21 protein-coding genes, 3 tRNA genes and 1 pseudogene are annotated in these 21,199 nt (G+C 33.3%); 16 read left to right on the forward strand and 9 right to left on the reverse strand.

Annotated elements, in window-relative coordinates; all coding sequences use genetic code 11:
• The first annotated feature begins 49 nt into the window (after positions 1-49).
• The 3 genes from HOG88_RS03910 to HOG88_RS03920 all read left to right on the forward strand — a co-directional run bounded on the left by HOG88_RS03910 (position 50) and on the right by HOG88_RS03920 (position 403).
• A tRNA-Glu gene (locus HOG88_RS03910) sits at positions 50-125 on the forward strand.
• Between the two features lie 27 nt (positions 126-152).
• Positions 153-228: transfer RNA gene (locus HOG88_RS03915), tRNA-Val, on the forward strand.
• Positions 229-326: 98 nt separating this feature from the next.
• Positions 327-403, forward strand: a tRNA-Asp gene (locus tag HOG88_RS03920).
• Between the two features lie 56 nt (positions 404-459).
• On the opposite strand, the gene HOG88_RS03925 is transcribed toward HOG88_RS03920, so the two are convergent.
• Entirely contained in the window at positions 460-876 is a 417-nt protein-coding gene (locus HOG88_RS03925; RefSeq protein ID WP_295003425.1) for a hypothetical protein, read from the reverse strand.
• A gap of 129 nt (positions 877-1,005) precedes the next feature.
• Between HOG88_RS03925 and greA the strand changes: the two genes are divergently transcribed.
• The 12 genes from greA (at position 1,006) to HOG88_RS03985 (ending at position 13,264) form a co-directional block, all read left to right on the forward strand.
• Positions 1,006-1,503 (forward strand): transcription elongation factor GreA, encoded by a 498-nt coding sequence (gene greA, locus HOG88_RS03930; RefSeq protein WP_295003428.1) that lies wholly within the window; start codon positions 1,006-1,008, stop codon positions 1,501-1,503.
• Positions 1,504-2,511, forward strand: coding sequence for an N-acetyl-gamma-glutamyl-phosphate reductase (gene argC, locus HOG88_RS03935; protein ID WP_295003430.1), 1,008 nt, complete (start codon positions 1,504-1,506; stop codon positions 2,509-2,511). It begins immediately after the preceding gene.
• On the forward strand, positions 2,501-3,238 hold the full coding sequence (locus tag HOG88_RS03940) for a metallophosphoesterase (RefSeq protein ID WP_295003432.1): 738 nt from the start codon (positions 2,501-2,503) through the stop codon (positions 3,236-3,238). Before argC ends, HOG88_RS03940 begins: the two co-directional genes overlap by 11 nt.
• 3 nt (positions 3,239-3,241) lie before the next feature.
• Positions 3,242-4,189: a chemotaxis protein gene (locus HOG88_RS03945; RefSeq protein WP_295003435.1), complete on the forward strand. Its 948-nt coding sequence runs from the start codon at positions 3,242-3,244 to the stop codon at positions 4,187-4,189.
• Between the two features lie 2 nt (positions 4,190-4,191).
• Entirely contained in the window at positions 4,192-6,714 is a 2,523-nt protein-coding gene (locus HOG88_RS03950) for a chemotaxis protein CheW (protein WP_295003438.1), read from the forward strand.
• Positions 6,711-7,205, forward strand: coding sequence for a chemotaxis protein CheW (locus HOG88_RS03955; protein ID WP_295003441.1), 495 nt, complete (start codon positions 6,711-6,713; stop codon positions 7,203-7,205). The genes HOG88_RS03950 and HOG88_RS03955 overlap by 4 nt, the downstream gene beginning before the upstream one ends.
• Before the next feature lie 11 nt (positions 7,206-7,216).
• On the forward strand, positions 7,217-8,332 hold the full coding sequence (locus HOG88_RS03960; protein WP_295003443.1) for an MlaE family lipid ABC transporter permease subunit: 1,116 nt from the start codon (positions 7,217-7,219) through the stop codon (positions 8,330-8,332).
• A complete protein-coding gene (locus tag HOG88_RS03965) occupies positions 8,333-9,076 on the forward strand; it encodes an ABC transporter ATP-binding protein (RefSeq protein ID WP_295003445.1) in 744 nt (247 codons plus the stop codon). It abuts the gene before it with no gap.
• Positions 9,073-10,035, forward strand: coding sequence for an MlaD family protein (locus tag HOG88_RS03970; protein ID WP_295003446.1), 963 nt, complete (start codon positions 9,073-9,075; stop codon positions 10,033-10,035). Before HOG88_RS03965 ends, HOG88_RS03970 begins: the two co-directional genes overlap by 4 nt.
• Before the next feature lies 1 nt (position 10,036).
• A complete protein-coding gene (locus tag HOG88_RS03975) occupies positions 10,037-10,630 on the forward strand; it encodes an ABC-type transport auxiliary lipoprotein family protein (RefSeq protein WP_295003447.1) in 594 nt (197 codons plus the stop codon).
• On the forward strand, positions 10,627-11,901 hold the full coding sequence (locus HOG88_RS03980; RefSeq protein WP_295003449.1) for an aminopeptidase P family protein: 1,275 nt from the start codon (positions 10,627-10,629) through the stop codon (positions 11,899-11,901). Before HOG88_RS03975 ends, HOG88_RS03980 begins: the two co-directional genes overlap by 4 nt.
• Positions 11,902-12,004: 103 nt before the next feature.
• Entirely contained in the window at positions 12,005-13,264 is a 1,260-nt protein-coding gene (locus HOG88_RS03985; protein ID WP_295003451.1) for a diguanylate cyclase, read from the forward strand.
• Here the strand turns inward: HOG88_RS03985 and HOG88_RS03990 are convergent.
• The 6 genes from HOG88_RS03990 to HOG88_RS04015 form a co-directional block, all read right to left on the reverse strand.
• On the reverse strand, positions 13,261-13,605 hold the full coding sequence (locus tag HOG88_RS03990; protein WP_295003453.1) for a translation initiation factor: 345 nt from the start codon (positions 13,603-13,605) through the stop codon (positions 13,261-13,263). The genes HOG88_RS03985 and HOG88_RS03990 overlap by 4 nt on opposite strands.
• Positions 13,598-13,813, reverse strand: coding sequence for a DUF1653 domain-containing protein (locus HOG88_RS03995; RefSeq protein ID WP_295003455.1), 216 nt, complete (start codon positions 13,811-13,813; stop codon positions 13,598-13,600). Before HOG88_RS03995 ends, HOG88_RS03990 begins: the two co-directional genes overlap by 8 nt.
• Positions 13,814-14,671 carry a DUF5718 family protein gene (locus HOG88_RS04000; RefSeq protein WP_295003457.1) on the reverse strand — a complete coding sequence of 286 codons (858 nt, stop codon included), beginning with the start codon at positions 14,669-14,671 and terminating at the stop codon, positions 13,814-13,816.
• Between the two features lie 6 nt (positions 14,672-14,677).
• On the reverse strand, positions 14,678-16,282 hold the full coding sequence (locus tag HOG88_RS04005) for an ABC-F family ATP-binding cassette domain-containing protein (RefSeq protein ID WP_295003459.1): 1,605 nt from the start codon (positions 16,280-16,282) through the stop codon (positions 14,678-14,680).
• 80 nt (positions 16,283-16,362) lie between these two features.
• A complete protein-coding gene (locus tag HOG88_RS04010; protein ID WP_295003461.1) occupies positions 16,363-18,633 on the reverse strand; it encodes a methyl-accepting chemotaxis protein in 2,271 nt (756 codons plus the stop codon).
• Between the two features lie 46 nt (positions 18,634-18,679).
• Positions 18,680-19,960: a citrate synthase gene (locus tag HOG88_RS04015; protein ID WP_295003464.1), complete on the reverse strand. Its 1,281-nt coding sequence runs from the start codon at positions 19,958-19,960 to the stop codon at positions 18,680-18,682.
• 66 nt (positions 19,961-20,026) lie between these two features.
• Here HOG88_RS04015 and HOG88_RS04020 point away from each other — a divergent pair, with 66 nt between their 5' ends.
• Positions 20,027-20,461, forward strand: coding sequence for a GNAT family N-acetyltransferase (locus HOG88_RS04020; protein WP_295003466.1), 435 nt, complete (start codon positions 20,027-20,029; stop codon positions 20,459-20,461).
• A 42-nt stretch (positions 20,462-20,503) separates the two neighbouring features.
• Here the strand turns inward: HOG88_RS04020 and HOG88_RS04025 are convergent, their stop codons facing one another.
• Positions 20,504-20,938, reverse strand: a complete 435-nt coding sequence (locus HOG88_RS04025; protein WP_295003469.1) for a YchJ family protein — start codon at positions 20,936-20,938, stop codon at positions 20,504-20,506.
• A 48-nt stretch (positions 20,939-20,986) separates the two neighbouring features.
• Positions 20,987-21,148 (reverse strand): annotated as a pseudogene (locus tag HOG88_RS04030) (transposase); the annotation flags it as partial.
• Between the last annotated feature and the right edge of the window lie 51 nt (positions 21,149-21,199).

A 21,199-nucleotide genomic window follows, 5' to 3' on the forward strand; every position in this document is an offset into this window, starting at 1 on the left:
AACTAATTCAAAATCACATTGACAAACCTTTCGTTTATGAAAGAACAGTGACCCTTTCGTCTAGTGGCTAAGGACACTATCACTTCATGGTAGGAACAGAGGTTCAAATCCTTTAGGGGTCGCCAATCATTTGGTGTTAGAAATTTTAAAATGGGCGTTTAGCTCAGTTGGTAGAGCGCTACCCTTACAAGGTAGATGTCACTGGTTCGAGTCCAGTAATGCCCACCATTTTAATTATTTGCACTTAAGCTTTTAGCTCACATAGTACACTATGCTTCGCCAAAACCTTTAGCACAACTAAAAAAAATTACATTCTTTATATATGCGCGGTGGTAGCTCAGCTGGTTAGAGTACCTGCCTGTCACGCAGGGTGTCGAGGGTTCGAGTCCCTTCCACCGCGCCACTTTTATTTAACCAACTTCACTTAAAATTAAATCAATTTAGCAAACTATATTATTTTTAAATTAACCCATTTAAAATATTTTCATCTTCAATTCTAGAATAAGGATTTTTTTTTGTTTCATTTAGTATTTGGGTAAGTCTCTTAAAAACAGCTGTGTAATGTAAGGAAGTATCAAAAATATCTAGCGCCACACAAGAAGTTATATTATTAAAATATTTGTCTAAATTGACAAGTAGGTTCTGGGAAGCTTTGAATGCATTTTGTTGTTCAGTATACGTATAAACTATAAAAAAGTGATTAGCATCAATTCTTAGAAAGTTATCTGATACTCTAATAAAACTGCCAAGTACCTCAAATGTTATATCCCCCTCATAATATAAAAGAGCGAATGTTGACATCACATCATAGCGCTCGGAGAGATAGTAAGCTTTCTTCACTTCTGCTCTTAGTCTATTCGTAGTAGGATCATCCATATATAACCTTTTTAGTACAATTATAACTTATTTATATAAAATTTTATGGAAAGACAAAGAAGAATTTTAAGTTGTAATGAAAGCTAGGCTATAATAACAAAAATAAACTACGATAAAAGAGAATACACTATGCAAAGAGTAGAACCGATGACACTTTTTGGCTATGAAAAACTACAAGCCGAAGTAAAAAGCCTCAAAGAAGTACAACGTCCACAAGTGGTAAAAGATATAGAGTCAGCACTAGAACATGGTGACCTCAAAGAAAATGCAGAGTACCATGCAGCTAAAGAGATGCAAAGAACCATAGATAACCGTCTAGGGGACCTACAAGGTATACTAGGAAATTCTCAAATAGTAGATCCAAGTGAACTCGAACATGCAAAAATAAGTTTTGGTTCAACAGTAGTAATGACAGATATGGACACAGACGAAGAAGCCACTTATACAATAGTTGGTGGTTGTGAATCTAATCCAGATATTGGACTGATATCTTTTAGTTCTCCTTTGGCTAAACAGCTTCTTGGAAAAGAAGAGGGTGATGAAGTCAAAGTCACTCTCCCTGGTGGAACAAAAGAGTTCGAAATAGATGAGGTGAAATACAAAGAAATAGTTTTTGAGTGCAAATAGATGAGTGAAAGTATAAAGGTAGGGGTAGTTGGTGCTACAGGATATACAGGACTAGAACTTGTAAAAATTCTAATCAATCATCCTATATTTAATCTTACATATATTGCTAACTCAGAGGGTGGAGTAACTATTAATGAGTTACACCCTTCACTCAGTGGTGTTTGTGAAGATGAAGTAAAAAAAGCAGATGTAAACGCGATGGCAAAAGAGTGCAAACTTGTCTTTTTAGCACTTCCCCATAAAACAGCTATGGCTTATGTAAAACCTCTTATGGAACTTGGCGTAAAAGTTGTAGACCTTTCTGCTGACTATAGACTTACTCAAGAAGTTTATGAAGAGTTCTATGTGCCACATACTGACATGGAAAATCTAAAGCATGTTGTTTATGGCTTACCAGAGATGTTTAGAGAAGAATTAAAATCAGCTTCTCTTGTAGCGAACCCTGGATGTTTTCCAACATCATCTATACTAGGATTACTTCCATTTATGAGTAAACGACAAGAGCATACTCCTATTATTATTGATGCAAAAACAGGGGTTAGTGGTGCTGGGAAAAAACTAAGTGAGTCAACGCACTTTGTTAATGTAAATGACAATTTATTTGCATATAAGCCTTTACTTCATAGACATGCTCCAGAGATAGCACAAAAGTTAGGTGTCGCGTTTGATGACGTGAACTTTGTGCCTCATTTGGTTCCTTTAACGAGAGGAATGCTAAGTTCTATGTATATTCAAGTAGAAGGTGTATTTGATGAAGTGGAACTTTTAAAAGAGTTTTACAAAGATGAAAAAAATGTAAGAGTATGTAAGAATCCGGTAGACATGAAAAATGTAGCTGGAACTAACTTTTGCGACATCTATGTTAAGCGCAAGGGCAATATGCTCTTTGTATCTTCTTCTATAGATAACCTTATGAGAGGTGCTTCTTCTCAAGCCGTTGTAAATGCAAACTTGATGATGGGACTTGGTGAAAATAGTGGAATTCCAAATATAGCTTATGTCCCATAATATAGAATTAAAAGAGGGTGCTGTTATCATTTCTGATGCACACTACTCATCTCTTCGCCCAGAACTCTTTTCACTAATTAATGATATTGACCAAAGAATAGTCCCTGCGACACAGCTTATTTTAATGGGTGATATTTTTGATGCACTGGTTGGAGAAGTTCCTTATACTCACCGTGAAAATAAAAATATCATTAGTATTATAAATAAAATTAGTGAGAATATCGAAGTTATATACTTAGAAGGAAACCATGATTTTAACCTTTGTAAACTGTTTCCTTTAGCACAAGTTTTTCCAATAGAAATGCAGCCAGTTTTATGTACCTATAGTGATAAAAAAGTTTATTTATCACATGGTGATTTTGATGGAAAGTTCCTTTATAAAAGCTATACAAAGTTGATTAGAAACTCGTGGATTTTATTTGTACTTAATTTATTTGACACACTTTATAATCACAACATTCTTAAAAAGCTTGATAAATACCTTTCTAAAAAAGATGATTGTAAAGAGTTTATAGGATTTACAAAGTTTATCCAAAACCGTATTGAAGATAAATATGAGTGTGACTATTTTATAGAGGGACATTTTCATCAAAATATTGCATTGAATCTTCATGAAACTAGCTATCTGAATTTACCTGCCTTTGCTTGCAATCAAAGATACTTTATTGTAAAATCTCTAGAAGATAAACAATTATTTGAAGAAAGAAACTCTCACAAGGAGATTTAAAGTATGCAAGACAATTCACTAAAGCTTGGCTCTAATGAAATGGAACTAGTAGATTTTCGCATAATGAAACAAGAAGATGATGGTATTTATGAAGGTATATATGGAATCAATGTTTCAAAAGTAAGAGAAATTATTAGAATTCCTGAGCTCACGGAACTACCTGGAACACCAGAATATATAGAGGGCATTTTTGATTTAAGAGAAGTTGTCATACCTGTTGTGAATTTAGCTAAATGGATGGGAATTAAAGCACCCGAAGGAATAGAGCAAAGTTCAAGGGTTATTATTACGGAGTTTAATAATGTTCTTATAGGTTTTGTTGTTGATGAAGCTAAAAGAATACGAAGAATAAGCTGGAGTGATATAGAACCAGCAAGTTATATGAGTGGTGGAGAATCTATAGATAGCAACAAAATTACGGGTGTAACAAAAGTTGAGAATGATAATGTACTTCTTGTCTTGGACTTAGAAAGTGTTGTTCAAGATCTTGGACTTTATAAGCCAGATCTAAATAGCCTTCCCGATGAGATAGAATCTTTTTCAGGTGTGGCACTTGTTCTTGACGATAGTGCAACTGCCCGAAGAATAATTAAAGAATCACTAGAGAAAATGGGCTTTAAAGTTGTAGAAGCTGTGGATGGACAAGAAGGCCTTGAGAAGTTAGATGAGATATATGAAACATATGGTGAATATATATCAGATAATTTAAAAATAATTATTAGTGATGTTGAAATGCCAAGAATGGATGGTTTTCATTTTGCAGCAAATGTAAAAGAAGATAGAAGGTTTGCAGATATTCCAATAGTTTTCAACTCTTCTATTAGTGATCACTTTAGTGAGAATAGAGGTATAAAAGCGGGTGGAGAGGCTTATTTAGTTAAGTTTGAATCAAGCTATTTTTATAGTGAGATAGCACGTGTTGTACATGAACATATGAAGCCAGGAGTATAAATATGGATGAATTTCAAGAGATACTACAAGATTTTTTAGTTGAATCATTTGAGTTAATTGAACAGTTAGATCAAGATTTAGTTGAGCTAGAAAACACACCTGAGGATTTAGAGCTTTTAAACGGGATCTTTCGTGTTGCACATACCGTTAAGGGAGCATCATCATTTTTAAACTTTGATGTTTTAACTCACTTAACTCATCATATGGAAGATGTTCTAAATAAAGCAAGACATGGTGAGCTTATTCTCGTTCCAGATATTATGGATGTTGTACTTGAGTCTATTGACCTCATGAAGGCACTTTTAGAAACTATTCGTGATACAAGTGCTGATGCAGGAGTAGATGTAGCTGATTGTGTTATAAAGCTTGATGCAATTACTAAAGGTCAAGTGCCGGAAAGTATAGAATCACCTGTAGTTGTTGAAGAAGTCTTAGTGGAGCCTGAACCAGAACTAGATTATAATAGTATGGATGATGCTGCAGTTGAAGATGAAATTCAAAGACTTTTAAGTGAGCGTCAAGCACAAGATAAGGCTAAGCGTAAAGCCAAAATTGATGCAGGTGAAACAGTTTTAGCTGCTCCTTCAATTAAAAAAGAACCGTCAGTAGAACCAGATTACGATAATATGGATGATAATGAAATAGAAGCTGAAATACAAAGACTTCTTAATGATCGCCAAAATGAAGATAAGGCTAAGCGTAAAGCCAAAATTGATGCGGGTGAAACAGTTTTAGTTGCGCCTTCCATAGTAGAAGAAGTGGTAGTGACTCCAGCACCAAAACCTACTCCTGAATCACTACCTACACCAAAACCTACTCCTGTTGTAGTGAAAAAGAAAGAAGAAGAACAAGCGGCGGCCCCTACTAAACGTGCTCCCGCAGCAGTAGAACAAACAATTCGTGTTGATGTGAAAAGGCTTGATCACTTAATGAATCTTATAGGTGAGTTAGTTCTTGCAAAAAATAGACTGATTAAGATTAATGATGATGTTGAAGAGCGGTACGAAGGTGAAGAATTTTTAGAGGAACTTAATCAAGTCGTATCAATAGTATCTCTAGTAACCACAGACCTTCAAATTGCTGTTATGAAAACTAGAATGCTGCCTATTGGAAAAGTATTTAATAAGTTTCCAAGAATGATTAGAGATTTATCTCGTGAGCTTAAAAAAAATATTGAATTAGAAATATCAGGAGAAGAAACCGAACTTGATAAGTCTATTGTCGAAGAGATCGGCGACCCTCTTGTTCACATAATTCGTAACTCTTGTGATCACGGTATTGAAACTCCTGATATTCGTGCAGGTCAAGGAAAAAATGAAGCAGGAACTATTTGCTTAAAAGCTTATAATGAAGGAAACCAGATTGTTATACAGATTGATGATGATGGTAAGGGTTTGGATGCAACTATGCTTAAGGAGAAATCCTTAGAAAAGGGAATTATTACCGATAAAGAAGCCGATAATATGAGTAATAAAGAGGCTTTTTCTCTTATCTTTAAGCCAGGTTTCTCCACTGCTGCTGCTGTAACGAGTGTATCAGGTCGTGGTGTTGGAATGGATGTTGTAAAAACAAACATTGAAAAACTTAATGGTATTATTGATATGGATAGTGAGGTAGGTGTTGGAACTTCGATGAAGTTAAAAATTCCTTTAACTCTTGCTATTATCCAGGCCTTGCTTGTTGGAGTTCAAGAAGAATATTATGCTATACCACTTGCTTCAGTACTTGAAACAGTAAGAATTTCTAAAGAAGAGATATACACAGTAGAAGGTCGCTCTGTTATGAGACTTCGTGAGGAGGTACTCTCTCTTGTTCATATTGGTGATATCTTTGAAGTTGAAAGAATTTTAGACTCAGCAGAATATGCTTATGTTGTTGTACTTGGGCTGGGTACAAGTAAACTAGGTCTTATTGTGGATACTTTAGTTGGACAAGAAGAGATAGTTATTAAATCATTAGGAGATTATCTTAAAGGTATTGAAGGTATTGCTGGAGCTACTATACGGGGTGATGGTGGTGTAACACTTATTGTTGATGTTGTAGCACTTATGCAAATGGCTAGAGATGTTAAATCCACAGCTATGATCAGCGAAACAGTAGGTGAATCAAGCTCTAATACAAAAGATAAAGCAAGTGATTATACGGTTATGATAGTAGATGATTCAAAAACAGATAGAACTATCATGATAAAGGCTCTTGACCCTTTAGGTGTGACTCTTGTTGAAGCAACTGATGGACAAGAAGCACTTAATATTTTAAAAGCAGGTGATTACAATTTCGATGGAATGCTAATAGATATAGAAATGCCAAGAATGGACGGATACACTTTAGCCGGAGAGATTAAAAAGTATAATAAGTATAAAAATTTACCATTAATTGCTGTTACATCTCGTACAGGTAAATCAGATAGAATGCGTGGGGTTGAGTCAGGAATGGTTGAGTATATTACTAAACCATATTCAGCAGATTATTTAGCAAGTGTTGTTCAACGAAACATTAACTTGAAATCGGAGTTCTTATCATGAGTGATCAATTAAAAAGTATTATTAATAAACAAAGTGATCAACAAAATGCTATTAATGGCAATATAGATGATGTTGTTCAATTAGTTGGATTTATTATTGGTGATGAAGAGTATGCAGTGCCTATTCTTTCGATCCAAGAGATAATTAAGCCATTTTCTTGGACAAGAGTACCTCAAGTTCCAAAGTATGTTCTTGGAGTGTTTAATCTTCGTGGAGCGGTAATTCCTCTTCTTGACCTACGTGCAAAGTTTGGACTAGAAACTAAAAAGCACTCGGATGAGACACGCTTTATTGTCATGAGAGATGGGGACGATGTTGCAGGGTTTGTTATAGATAGACTTACCATGGCTATACGACTTAGGAAAAAAGACATTGGTCCACCACCAGATACAACAAAAGGTAGTGACACAATAATTGAAGGTGTCGGTAAACAAGAAGATAAAATCATAACGATTTTAAAAGTACCTAAATTACTTGAGAGAGATTTCTAAGAAAGTAACTAATGCACACACTAATTACTATACAACTCAAAGCAGATAAACTCTTTTTGAATTTTTCAGGAGAGATTACTGTTTATACTATCAATATACTTCAAAATAAACTGCTAAACATTAATACTTCAACAGTAAAAGAGATAGTCTTTGACTTAAACGCTATTTTATTCCTAGATACTGCTGGAGCTTTATTTTTAAACAAATTACAGCATGACTATGAAATACAAACCTTCAATGTAAAAATAAGCTCTCATAATAAAAAGATCAATGATACACTTGAGTTAGTGGAAAATTATAAAATAGATTCAAATACTAGAGATGAAAGAGCAGTTTCAAGTCTACATATTTTTTATAGAAAATATAGAAAGTATATAGAAGGAGTTAAATATTTTATGGAGTTTTTAGGACGACTTTTCATGAGTATAGTTTTATACCTTAAATCTTTTAAAAGTATCCGCTATAAAGAAATATTTTTTGAGATAAATGAGAGTGGTGTAAAAGCCTTATGGATAGTTTCCTTAACTAGTTTTCTTATTGGATTAGTTGTAGCATTCCAATCGTCTTATCAACTTAAAATATATGGGGCCAATATATTTATTGTAGATATGCTCGGGCTCTCTATTTTACGAGAATTAGCTCCTGTTATAACTGCTATAGTAATTGCTGGACGAAGTGGTTCAGCATTTACAGCTCAAATAGGTGCGATGAAAATTACGCAAGAAATAGATGCAATGAAAACAATGGGTTTTGACCCTTATTCTTTTTTGCTGCTGCCTCGTATTATTGCCCTTATGATTATTCTCCCTATTTTAGTTTTTGTATCTGACATTATGGGTATGCTAGGTGGGATGATAGTAGCAAATATAGATTTAGGTATTACGGTGGAAGTGTTTACTAGTAGGTTTCAAGAGGTTATTAAAGTAAAGCATTTTTATGTAGGTATATTAAAAGCTCCTTTCTTTGCTTTTTTGATAGCTTCAATAGGAATTTATAGGGGACTTGTAGTCAAAGATGATACCAAAAGTATTGGAATAAACACCACTAAAAGTGTAGTAGAATCTATTTTTGCTGTTATAGTTTGTGACGCACTCTTCTCCATTGCATTTACAAGTGTAGGAATATAAATGAATATTATAGAAGTTAGAAACCTCAAAACAAAGTTTGAAAATAAAATTGTTCATGATAATATAAGCCTTACAATTAAAGAGGGTGAAATATATGGGTTATTAGGTCCAAGTGGCTGCGGAAAGACAACACTGTTACGTGAAATGGTTATGCTCCAAGAGTTTAGTGAGGGAAGTATAGAGGTATTAGGATATGATATATATAATATTAATCATGTAAATGCTCAAAAAATCAGAAGTAAGTGGGGAGTTTTATTTCAAGCTGGTGCACTCTTTTCTTCCTTAAGTATTAAAGAAAACATTGCTCTTCCTTTAATAGAATATACTGACTTATCTTCGTCGATGATAGATGAAATTGTTAATTTTAAGATAAACTTAGTGGGATTAAAGTCAAGTGATGCTCATCTTTTTCCTTCTCAAATAAGTGGTGGAATGAAAAAAAAAGCAGCATTAGCGAGAGCCTTAGCAATGGATCCAAAGCTCCTCTTTTTAGATGAACCAACTAGTGGACTTGACCCTATATCTGCCAGAGACTTCGACAGACTGATACTTAAATTACGCAGTGTTCTTGGTCTTACGATAGTAATGGTGTCACATGATTTGCAATCTATCTATGATACATTAGATAGAGTCGCTATAATAGATAATCAAAAAATAGCATATGAGGGAACAATTAGTGAAATAGGCTCAGTAAATAGTAACTTTATACAAACATTTTTTAAAAATAAGGAACATATCATATGAATAATAGAGTGAATTACTCTTTCGTCGGATTTTTAGTTTTGATTGGTATTATCTTGATGTTTGGTTTTACCTACTGGCTACTAGATAGCTCACCAAATTCTCAACAGAAAAAATATACAATTTATTTTGATGAGTCTGTACTTGGACTTAATCTAGATGCTCCAGTTAAGTATAGAGGCATCAGAGTAGGAAAGGTCTCAAATTTACAGATTAACACTCAAAATTCAGAGCAGATAGAAGTTACCATATCTATATTAAAGACGACACCTATAAAGATGGATACTGTGGCAAAACTAACCGCACAGGGTATTACTGGTTTGACATACATAAACTTGAGTAATGGTTCTCGCAAGAGTCCACCTTTAGAAATTAGGAAGGGTGAAAAATATCCTGTTATTAAAACCCTCCCTTCATTCTTTGAAAATTTAGAGAGCTCTTTTAGTAGCATGTCCTCTAAGTTTTCATCTACACTTGGTAAAACGGAGGAGCTTTTAGGAGATGACAATCAAAAACAGATGGCACTCCTCTTAAGAAGAACTGCAAGTATGATGAGAAGAATGGAAATTCTTCTTGATAATAAAACTATCGTTCATTTACAAAATAGTGCAAAGAACTTAGATGAATTTACTACAAAGATTAACACAACTATTCCACTTGTTAATAAATTTGTAGACAAAAGTATAGGATGGGAAGATAATGTATCTCACTCATTGAATTCAGTAATGCAAAGCTACAAAGGTATAAAAAGTACTATGGATGTTATTAAAAGTGCTGTTTCTGGTGGAGAATTTAATATTAAAGATATTTCTGCTGAAGTTGTACCAACAATAAATGGTGCTTTTTTAGAAATGCAAGAGTTAATGGTTAAATTTGAAGATGTCCTTGAACAGTATAATAAAAGTCCATCAGATATTTTTTATAAAACTCAAGAGATAAAAAAAGCACCAGGAGAGAAGTAAAATGAAATTTATTATCATATTTTTTATATTCCTATTTACAGGATGTACTGTTACAAAGCCTTTAGTCTTTGAGTATCGGATAGTACCCAAAGTGAAAATAACTACGTATAAATCTACTTTATGTAAAAAAAGTTCCTTGAAGGTTAGAAAAGTTAATAGCTCAAGTTCTCTTATGTCAAAAAAGATGAAATATGCTGAGGATGGATATAAGGAGTTTTCTTTTTCAGAATCAGCTTGGGCGGAAAGTCCAAATAAGGCTATAAGTTCTCAGTTAGTAAAAAGTATAAAAAGAACAAATATTTTTTCTAGTGTTCATGGGTTTAAATCTTATACAAAAAGCAAGTACATCTTAGAAAGTAATTTAGAAGATTTTATGCAGTACTTTACAGATAGCGATGGTAAATCCTATGTGATAGTATCTCTTGATATGGCCCTTTTTGATGCTGAAACTGTTAAAAGTCTTTCTAGTCGGAATTTTACAAAGAGAGTTGAAGTAATGGATTTAAATGCACAAGGTGGTGTAAAAGCACTTAATTTAGGACTTGCAGTTGTGTTAGAAGAAACTAATAAATGGTTAAGTGAGGTATGCAAATGATAAAAGAAAAAGAATATGTATCACGGCGAACTACTTTAGGTAAAAAGCTTAAAGACAATTCTATAGCTATAGTCTTCAGTGCAACTATGAAAACACGATCGAATGATACGGAGTATGCATATAGACAAAATAGTAATTTTTACTACCTAAGTGGCTTTAAAGAAGATAATGCGGCACTCCTCTTTCATAAAGAAAAGGGAATTGTTAAAACTTATATGTTTGTGCAACATAGAGATAAGCTTCTTGAACTGTGGACGGGAAAACGACTTGGTGAGAAGAGAGGGAGAAAGCATTTTAGAATTGATGAAGTTTTTAGTATAAAAAAACTAGATAAAATGCTCGAAGAATTTATCAAGTTGGGACAAAATATTTATTTTGATTTTAGATCAGATGCTTCAAGAATTGAAAAAATCAAAGAGTTAAGTAATCATTACCATTCTCATAAAAATATAGCAATAATTATTGAAAAGTCACGTTTAATAAAAAGTGATGGAGAAATAGCCTTGATCAAAAAAGCTGTTTCTATCACAAAAGATGCCCATCATATGGCAATGGAAAAAAGTAAAATACTAGGAAATGAGTATGAGCTTTTAGCGGAAATAGAATATATCTTTAAGAAAAATGGTGCTTATAGCGATGCATATACATCAATAGTAGCCTCAGCAAACGCAGCAAATACACTTCACTATATAAACAATGATAGTAAAATAGTAGATAACGAACTAATACTGATTGATGCTGGGTGTGAGTATGAATACTATGCAAGTGACATTACAAGAACAATACCGGCAAATGGAAAATTTACAAAGGCACAAAAAGAACTCTATGAGATGATTTTAGATGTTCAAGAGAAGCTTATAGCTATGATAAAGCCTAATATTCTTAGAACCGATATTCAAATGAAATCCGAAGAGTTACTTTGTGATGGTATGTTGGAGTTAGGTATATTAGAGGGTGATAAACAAGAGCTTCTTAAAAGTAAAGCACATAAAAAGTACTATCCACATGGAGTAGGACATTGGATGGGAATAGATGTGCATGATGAAGCTCCATACAGAACGAAAAAGGGCAAAGAAATACCTTTGAAATCTGGTATGGTTATGACAATAGAACCCGGAATGTATATAGATAAAGATGATAAAGATGTTCCTAAGAAATACAGAGGTATTGGAATTAGAATTGAAGATGATATTTTAGTTACAAAAGATGGATATGAAAATCTTTCAAAAGGAATTAGAAAGAGTGTCAAAGAGATAGAAAGTATTTCTTAATCATTAACCACACCCGTTGGATAAATATATCTAAAAAATATTTATTTTAATGGGAATGAAATTTGCTAAGTATGCCTTGTAGTTAATATCATAAGGGAGAGATATGCAGTTTATTGAAACACTAAAGCTAAAAAGTAAACTCTTCTTTCTTTTCATAATAACTACAATAGCTCTTATTGGTATGGGAATTATTGGAACTATACATATAGACTCCATGAAAAAAAATATAGATGCTTTATATTTTGGCTCGTTAGTACCAGTAATAGAGCTTAATGAAATAATACAAACATATCATAATGGACTTGCCAGTACAATATATCAAGCTTCAAGGTTAGAAATAAGTCCCGAACAGTCTGCTACACAAATTCGTAAATCATTAAACCATATTATTAAAAAATGGAAAAATTATGAGTCACATTTTAAGCGCGATGATGAAATGGAATATGTATCTTATACAGATTTAGAGATAAATAATATCAACAAATATTTTTTTAAAGTTTATTCCATTGTAAAAGAGGGTAAAGATTTAAGTAATATTTCTATTCGTACATTAGAAAAAAAAGTGTTCACAATTCATAAGGTGATACAAAAGCTTATAAAGTATGAAGTAAGCATCGCAAACTATGAAAGAAAAAAGTTTTTGTTTCATTATGAAAGGACTAAGCAACAGCTTGGTATTACTTTAGTATTTATCTTAAGTACACTTATTATTATCTCTTTATATGTCTTTAAAAGCATACAGTCAGACCAGACAAAATTAGAGATCACAACGAATAAGTTAAAGCGAGTAAATAAAAAACTTGAAAATGTTTCATATACTGATGCTTTAACAAATCTACATAATCGTAGGTACTTTAATATGGTCTATGATAAAGAGTTAAAATGTGCACAGCGTAGTAATGATTATATAACTTTCATGATGTTAGATATTGATTATTTTAAACAGTATAACGATACATATGGGCATCTAAAAGGGGATGAAGCTCTTAAAGTAGTGGCTCAAACATTAAAGCATACTCTTAAGCGACCAAGTGACTATATATTTAGACTTGGTGGAGAAGAGTTTGGAGTACTGCTAACTAGTACAGATGAATCAAATAGTGCGAAATTATCAAGAGACATTTGCGATGCTATACGAGGACAAAAGATAGATCATAAAAATTCTTTGGCTCACGAGTATGTAACTATATCAATTGGAGTAGTCTGTTGTATAGCGGATGCTGCACTCAACGGCAATATCCTCCTTTCCTGTGCAGATAAAATGCTTTATAAATCCAAAGAGGGTGGACGTGATAGATGCACAATAACTTCTAATGTATGTGAAGCTAGTGTAGGCTTTGAGGATGATAGTCTTATAGCTTAGTGTCCGTTTTTGAATCGAAAATTTTCTTTGATAAGGAACTCTCGTAATTTATCTTTGAGTTCACCCTGAAATTCCATAAAACCATCTTTATAGCTTCCACCACAACCAAGTTTTTTCTTTAGTAGTTTGAGGTATTTTTGAGAATCTTTTTTACTTAGTTGAAACACTCCAACAAGTGTTACAGTTTTACCTCTGCGCTTTTCTTTAGCAAATATTAAAAAGTGCTTTTGTGGTTCTACAATTTCATCAGCAATTATAGATTTTCGAGGAGTTTGCACTTCTGCCCAGCCATTTTCAATCTCGCTACCAATAAAAAGGTCTAACTTTTTACCTCTACTCATTTTCATCACCAATATATTTAAAACGCGGTGTTTCTTTATTTTTAATAAGAACAGTTTGAAAAAACATTGTATATGGTCTAGCCCATAAACCTTGATCACCATAGAGAGCACGATAAAGTACCATTAGTTCTTCTGTTTCACTATGCCTAAGAGTATCTATTACCTCGTATCTTTGACCTTTATAATGCTCATAAATACCTATTTTCATTTATAAAACCTTTTGAGCTAAAACACTAAGATTAGGACTAGAATAATTCTCTTCTAGAAGTTTTGTTTTAACATCTCGAGGTGAGTACTGCTGATTATTATATACAACAACTAGTACTTCATCTCCTGTCTTTAAAAAAGTGCTTTCACCATACTTTGTATAACGCGTGGCACCTATGCTGATTAGTAGTTTAGTTGGATAGTCACAAGCTTTTATGTATTCGTTTATTGGTTCAAGAGGGCCAAAATTTGTTTGTGTGTTTATTTGGTTTGTAATCCATGCTGTTAATTTTTCATAGAAGTAACTATATCCACTCAGTTCTACATCTTCTCCATAAGCATTGAGCTCTGAATCACGACGTAAGAAACTACAAATAGTGTAATCGTCCATGACTCCGCCAGCTTGAAATTTATCTATTTCTAAAAGAGTATTAGAGTAGCCTTTAGATGAATCACCCCAGTTTTTTTTATCACTTATCTTTTGGGCTCCAGCAATGCGAATAGAACAGTCGTTATATGCTCCAAAATGAGTGGGAGTTATGGAAATAACTTTACCATCTTTATAACTTAAATCGCATACAAGTCCAACTTCAGGTTCTGCTTGAACATTTACGCCTTTACTTGGGAGTTTAATCGTAGCATCACAAATTGGGTAGGTCGCTAAAATTTCTTTTGGAGTTCTTGTTGTAGTTTCATTTGAGGGAGTATAGTTTGGTAAGTAAAAAGGAAACAATCCTTTAGGTGCAGCCTCATCAGCTGTAATCACATCTTTAAAGTCTTCGAGTTCACCAGCTTGCTCTAGGTGAAGTGCGAAGTTCCCGGCTATACCTAAGCCGAGGTAGTCTTCATAAATTTTCATAAGTATTTATATTTTTCCGTCAGCTCTTTCTTGAGCAAACTCTTCATAAGAACCTTTAAAGTCTATAATAGAACCATCAGCTTGAATCTCGATAATACGAGAAGCAAATGCATCAAGTAACTCACGGTCATGAGATACACAAAGAACATTCCCTTTAAACTCAAGTAAGCCTTCTCCAAGAGCTACAATGGCTTCAAGGTCAAGGTGATTTGAAGGTTCATCAAGTACTAAAAAGTTTCCATTTTCTAGCATCATTTTACTTAGCATCATACGGTGTTTTTCACCACCAGAAATACTAACTACACTTTTTTCTTGCTGCTCACCATTAAAAAGCATACGTCCAAGACAGTTTCTAATCTCAGCAATATCACGTTTAGGGTCATATGCACGTAACCAATCATAAAGTGTACCATCACCTTCTATAATATCTGCAGTATCTTGTGGAAAGTATGAGTTCTCAATTGTAGCACCCCATGTAACTTCACCGGAAGTCGCTTTTAGTTCTTCCATCATAATTTTACAAAGAGTAGACTTACCAACACCATTTCCACCGATAAGTGCGACTTTTTCTCCAGGTTCAAACTTTATAGTAATGTCATTAAATATTACATTGTCTGCATAAGAGAAAGAAATATTTTTTATATGAAGTACTTCATCACCCATTGGGCGTTTTGCTTTAAAAACAATACTTGGGTCACGGCGTGATGATGGTTTAATATCATCAAATTCCATTTTATCAAGTTTTCTTTGACGAGATGTTGCTTGTTTTGCTTTAGAAGCATTTGCTGAGAAGCGACGAACAAAAGCTTCTAGCTCATCTTTTTCTTTCATCTGTTTAGCAGAGTCTAGTTCAAGCTGTTTTGCCATGATGTTCGCAGCGATATACCAGTCATCATATGTACCAGTAAACTCACGAATTTTTTGATAATCAACATCAAGTATATTTGTTACAACTGAGTTTAAGAAGTGTCTATCGTGAGAAATAACTACTAATGTTCCCTCGTGGCGTTTAAGCTGGTTTTCCAACCAAGTAATTGTTTCAATATCTTGATTATTTGTAGGCTCATCGAGAAATAGTACATCTGGTTTTGGATAGAGAACTTGTGCAAGCAGTACCTTGAATTTATCAGCACTATCAAGTGTAGACATAAGATTTTGATGCTGTTCAGAAGGGATACCAACATTTTCTAAGATTTTACCGATGTTTACATCGTACTCATAAGTTGGATCTTCTTCAACTGAAATAACTTCTAAATCTGCAAGACGGTTATTTACTGCATCATCTTCAAAATCACCAGTTGCATAAAGTACTTCTTTTTCTTTAATAGCATCAAATAAACGTTTGTTACCATAAAGAACAGTATCTGCAATAGTGTAATCTTCAAACGCAAATTGATTTTGGCCTAAAACACCAACTCTATTTGCTTTAGGGATAACAACATCACCCTCATATTCACTAATTTTTCCAGAAAGAATATTAAGAAAAGTTGTTTTACCTGCACCATTTGCACCGATTAAGCCATAACGCTTATGACGGTCTAGTTTAAGGTTTATATCTTGAAATAGAACTCTATTTCCATAACGCATTATTAAGTTTTGTACTGTTACCATGATTTTCTCTCGCTTGGGTGCAGGGAATGCACCTATTATTTTTCGCGATTATATCAAAGAGTTGTTTAAGGGATGATTATTTATGTTCTGTACTCATTTAAGAGGTCGTCTAGATTCACAGTAGTTTCCATTATGTTAGAAGATATACCTGAAATGTCATCTATAGTCACTTGATTAGTTTTAGAAAGTTTTTCTATAGTTTGTAATCTAATTATCATAGAAGCAATAGTCTCAGAGTTTTCGATGTAGCCAGTTACTGTCTCATCAACTTCCATTATAGATTTTTCTATAGCATTTACACTTGAACTTATATCTTGTTCAGTCTCATTTGCATCTTGAGAAAGTTTTTCTATTGCCTGAGCATTATCAGACATACTTTCACTAGCATCATTGACTGATTGTGTGATGATACTAATTGTTGTATTTATTTCAGAAAGTGACTTTTGTGTTCTCTCTGCTAGTTTTCTTACTTCATCAGCAACAACAGCAAAACCACGTCCATGTTCACCTGCACGAGCAGCTTCAATAGCTGCGTTTAGAGCAAGAAGGTTTGTTTGATCAGCAATATCAGATATAACACTTAAAACACTTTTTACAGCTTCTGTTTCAGTACTTAGCTCTTCTAGTTTATGTGCAAGTTCAAGTTCATCATGACTTCTACTTTCTATCTCTTTCGTAAGACTAATGATTTGTTGATTGACATCTCTTAATGTTGAACCAGTGTTGTCAATATTTTCTTTTGTCTCTTTTGCTTGTTCAATAGAAGTGCTTATAATTAATTGAAGATTATTTCCATCATCAGCTAAATCATGTAGCATTGTATTCTCTTCATCGGATTTAGATTTCATATCTATAGAAGCTTGTGAAAGATCCTTTGCTATTTGCATATTTGATGAAGATGTAGATGCTGCTTGAGATACTGTAGCCCTCACTTTTTCTATAAATTCATTTATATTATGTGCAACATCAGCTATTTCATCACCCTTGGGTACAACAACTGTTCTGGTAAGGTCACCATCACCTTTGGCAAGGTCATAAGTCGCTATTTGTAGAGTCTCTAGTTTAGATAAGATAACTACCTTTATTACCATTAAAGAAACGATAATCATTAAAAGAATAAAAATAGCAGTTCCAATAATAGCCATAGTAAAGTTACTATTTGCATCGCGTAGTGCTTCATCTGTATCTATTTTTACTATAATAGCCCATTGATTATTGTAAACATTAATGGGTGCATAAGATAAGATAACATCATTCCCTAAATAATCTATACCTTCAGTTGTTTTACTCATTCCAGATATTGCATCTCTTGAAGACTTAGTGTCTATTTTGTAGTTTCCAATAGTAGTATTAGACTTTTTTGTAGAAATATCTAACTCTTTAATTTTACTAATAAATCTACTATCATTACGCATAGTATAGTCAGAACCAACCAGAAGTGCCTCTCCTGATTCACCAAGACCAACCTTGTCAAACTCGTTATTAAAGTTGATGATTTCATTTATTTTTGATAATGGAAGTTCAAAAATTATACTTCCTTCATTGTCTTCACCAAAATAGATAGGCATAGCTAAAAATGCAGTTTTCTTGTTGTAGTTTGGTTCATATATTGAAACATCTTCAAAGACAACATCACCACGTTTTGTTTTCATACTCTTTTTAAAAACTCTTGCTAGACCAGAGTTTTTATAAACACCATCTAAAAGGTTTGTTCCAAAGTCACAATTTTTTTGTGCACTGTAAACGATATCACCAGTTGTGTTAACAAGAAAAATGTCATTGCGTCCAAATTCTTCTAAAATCGAACCGAGAATAGGATGTTGCTGAACATGTATGTCAGAATATTCATTTTTAAAGAGTCTACTCATTTTGAAGAGCTCTTTTTTATTATATGGATTGGGATTCTTAGCAATGTATAGATATTGTGCTATTAAACCTTTGTCTGATTTTGGAAGATACTTTTCTAAATCTCTTTTTTGAGGAGCACCGACTAAGTCATAGTTTACATTAGCGGTATAGCTCTCTTTATAGTACTTTATCAGAGTGTTTTTAACATGATTCATATCAAGGTCACTGTCTTCTAGAAATTCTAGTCCTTCATCTAGGTCCCATAGCAACTGCACGGTGCCACTGTTTGAGGCTTTTGAAGCTATGATGTATTTCATTTCTCTGAAATAATCTTGAATATGTTGAGATTTACTTATGGTTATAGAACTCATTTGTTCCATGCGTGTTTTTAGTATTTCTTGATTGGCACTGCTTGAGACACTAAATGCGACACCAAATCCTAATACGATGAGTGTCACTATGAAAAATGTGATGACTCTAAAATTTATACTTTTTGTATTCATACTTCCAACCTAAATAATTTTAACACATTCTAACATAATTATAATGTTATTTTCCAATATAGAGCTGTCTTGGTCTAGTAATCTTCATTCCTTTTGTCTTTTTGAACTCAATCCATTGCGTAATCCATCCAACAGTTCGTCCGATCACAAAGATAGGAGTGAACATTGATGTCGGTATTTTAAGAGCAGTTAAGATAACTCCAGAATAAAAATCTATGTTAGGATATAGTTTTCTTGAAATAAAATACTCATCATTCAAAGCAATTTCTTCTATTTTATTGGCGATTTGCATAAGATTTGAGTCAAGCTTAAGTTCATCTTTAAGTTGTTCTTGCAAACCTTTGAGTACTTTAGCTCTTGGATCAAAATTTTTGTAAACGCGATGACCAAAGCCCATAAGTCTAAAGTCATCATCAGGGTCTTTTGCCCGAGCGATAAATTTATCGACATTTTCAATACTACCAATCATTTCAAGTTGTTGAATAACGGACTCATTGGCTCCACCGTGGGCCCTTCCCCAAAGGGCAGAGATACCAGCACTTATAGCTACATATGGATGCGCTCCAGTAGAGGCGACCCCTCTTACTGTAGTTGTTGAAGCATTTTGTTCATGGTCTGCATGGAGAGTAAAGATTGTATCAAGAGCTTTGATTTCAATTTCTTTTATAGTGTATTCCCCATAAATTCCTCGATGCATTTTTCCACCAGGGTAAGCTCTGAGCATATACAAAAAGTTTTCTGCAAACCCTCTATCAATATCAGGATGAATAAAAGGTGCACCTATGGAATGTCTATATGCAAACGCAGCAATAGTAGGCATTTTTGCAATAATACGCCTAGCCATCTCTTGATAATCACTTTCATCCGATATGTTTAAATGATCATAGTAAAATGTTGCGAGTGCAGCAGTTGCAGCAGAGAGAGTAGCCATAGGATGGGCTCCTGAAGGAAAAGCTTGAAAAAGGTGTCTTAAGTTCTCATGGAGTAAAGATCTATGACGAAGTTCTAAATCAAAGTCTAACAACTCTTCTTCATTTGGAAGTTTAGAGTTTAGCAGTAAGTAGCAAACTGCTAAAAAAGAGTGTTCTGTTGCGAGTTCTTCAATTTCAATACCACGATACCGAAGCTCCCCTTTATTACCATCTATGAATGTAATATCAGATGTACAACTTGCAGTTGATGTAAAGCCATTGTCATAAGTAAACATTCCAGTTTGTGCATAAAAACTGGAAATATCAACAACACTTGGTCCTCTTGTGGCATCTTTGATTTCAAATTCATAAGAGTTATTTGTTCTATTATCTGTAATTGTTATAGAGTTTTTCATAGGACATCCTTGATAGAAATTATTATTTTGTATGCTATTGTAACTAAATTAGTATAAAATATTATTATGCAAATAAGAGAAATGAATTTCAAAGAGTTAGAAACTATTTATGAAGTTATATTACAACAATATGCGGAATTATCGTATAAGGAATTTGATGATTTAGCCTACGATATGAGACATATGGAATACAAAATGATTGGTATGCTTGAGAGAGGTGAACTGATGTGTTATGCGGGAGTTGCAGTGCAAACAAATTTTTATTATAAACGCCATCTTTTTATTTTTGATTTGGTAGCTGATAAAAAATATAGAGGGAGAGATTATACAAATCAAATGCTTGAGTATTTAGAAACATATGCAAGAACTGCGATGTGTGCAAATATTGTTCTCTCCTCGAATATTGAAAGTACTGATGCTCAAGTATTTTATGAAAAAAATGGTTTTAATAAAAAAAGCTCTATATTTTTTAAGAATATTGAATATGGAGATAATAAATAAAAGAAGAGTTCAATTATCTCCTACTGTGTAAGATAGTTATTTTTAGGCACAACACTTTTTAAATTTTTTGCCACTTCCACAAGGACAGCTCTCATTTCTCTCTATTTTTGAGTTATAGAGCTCTCCGTCTTTGTATTTCCAAATACCATCTTCTAAAATAAAATTACTCTTTTCATGAAGGACATGTATAGTCTCTTCATCTTTATAGTAAGCTTTAAATTCAACGGTATCTTCTGTTACATTTATAACATCTAGCTTTAACCAATCTACGGAGTTAGAAAACTCTTGAATAAGGGCAGCATCTTCTTCTACTTGATTTTCTTTAACAGCACTTTTTACTAAGTACCTTCCATCGGCTCTTACATATGCACTATATCTACTTCGCATTAGTTCTTCTGGATTTTTAGCACTGCGTTTACATGAAATAATACCACCGCAACACTCGTTAAAATCTTTCTCATTTCCACATATACACATTTAAATATCCATTTTTAGAGAATTATACTCTTTAACAACTGTGCTCTTGTCAAATGCCAATGACATATTGTCTAAAAACATCTTTTTACAGTTTTTTACATTCACTGGTAATAACTCATATTTACTTGCTATCTGATTTAGTGTTAGCTCAGCTTCTAAAACTACTTTTGCTTTGAACTCTGCACTATATATTTTTCTCTTGGTACTCATTTTTTATCCCTCACTTTATTGTTCTTATTTTATCTTTTTTAATAAGAATCT

This window comes from Sulfurimonas sp., from assembly GCF_018698455.1.
In the GTDB taxonomy this organism is placed as follows: Bacteria; Campylobacterota; Campylobacteria; order Campylobacterales; family Sulfurimonadaceae; genus Sulfurimonas.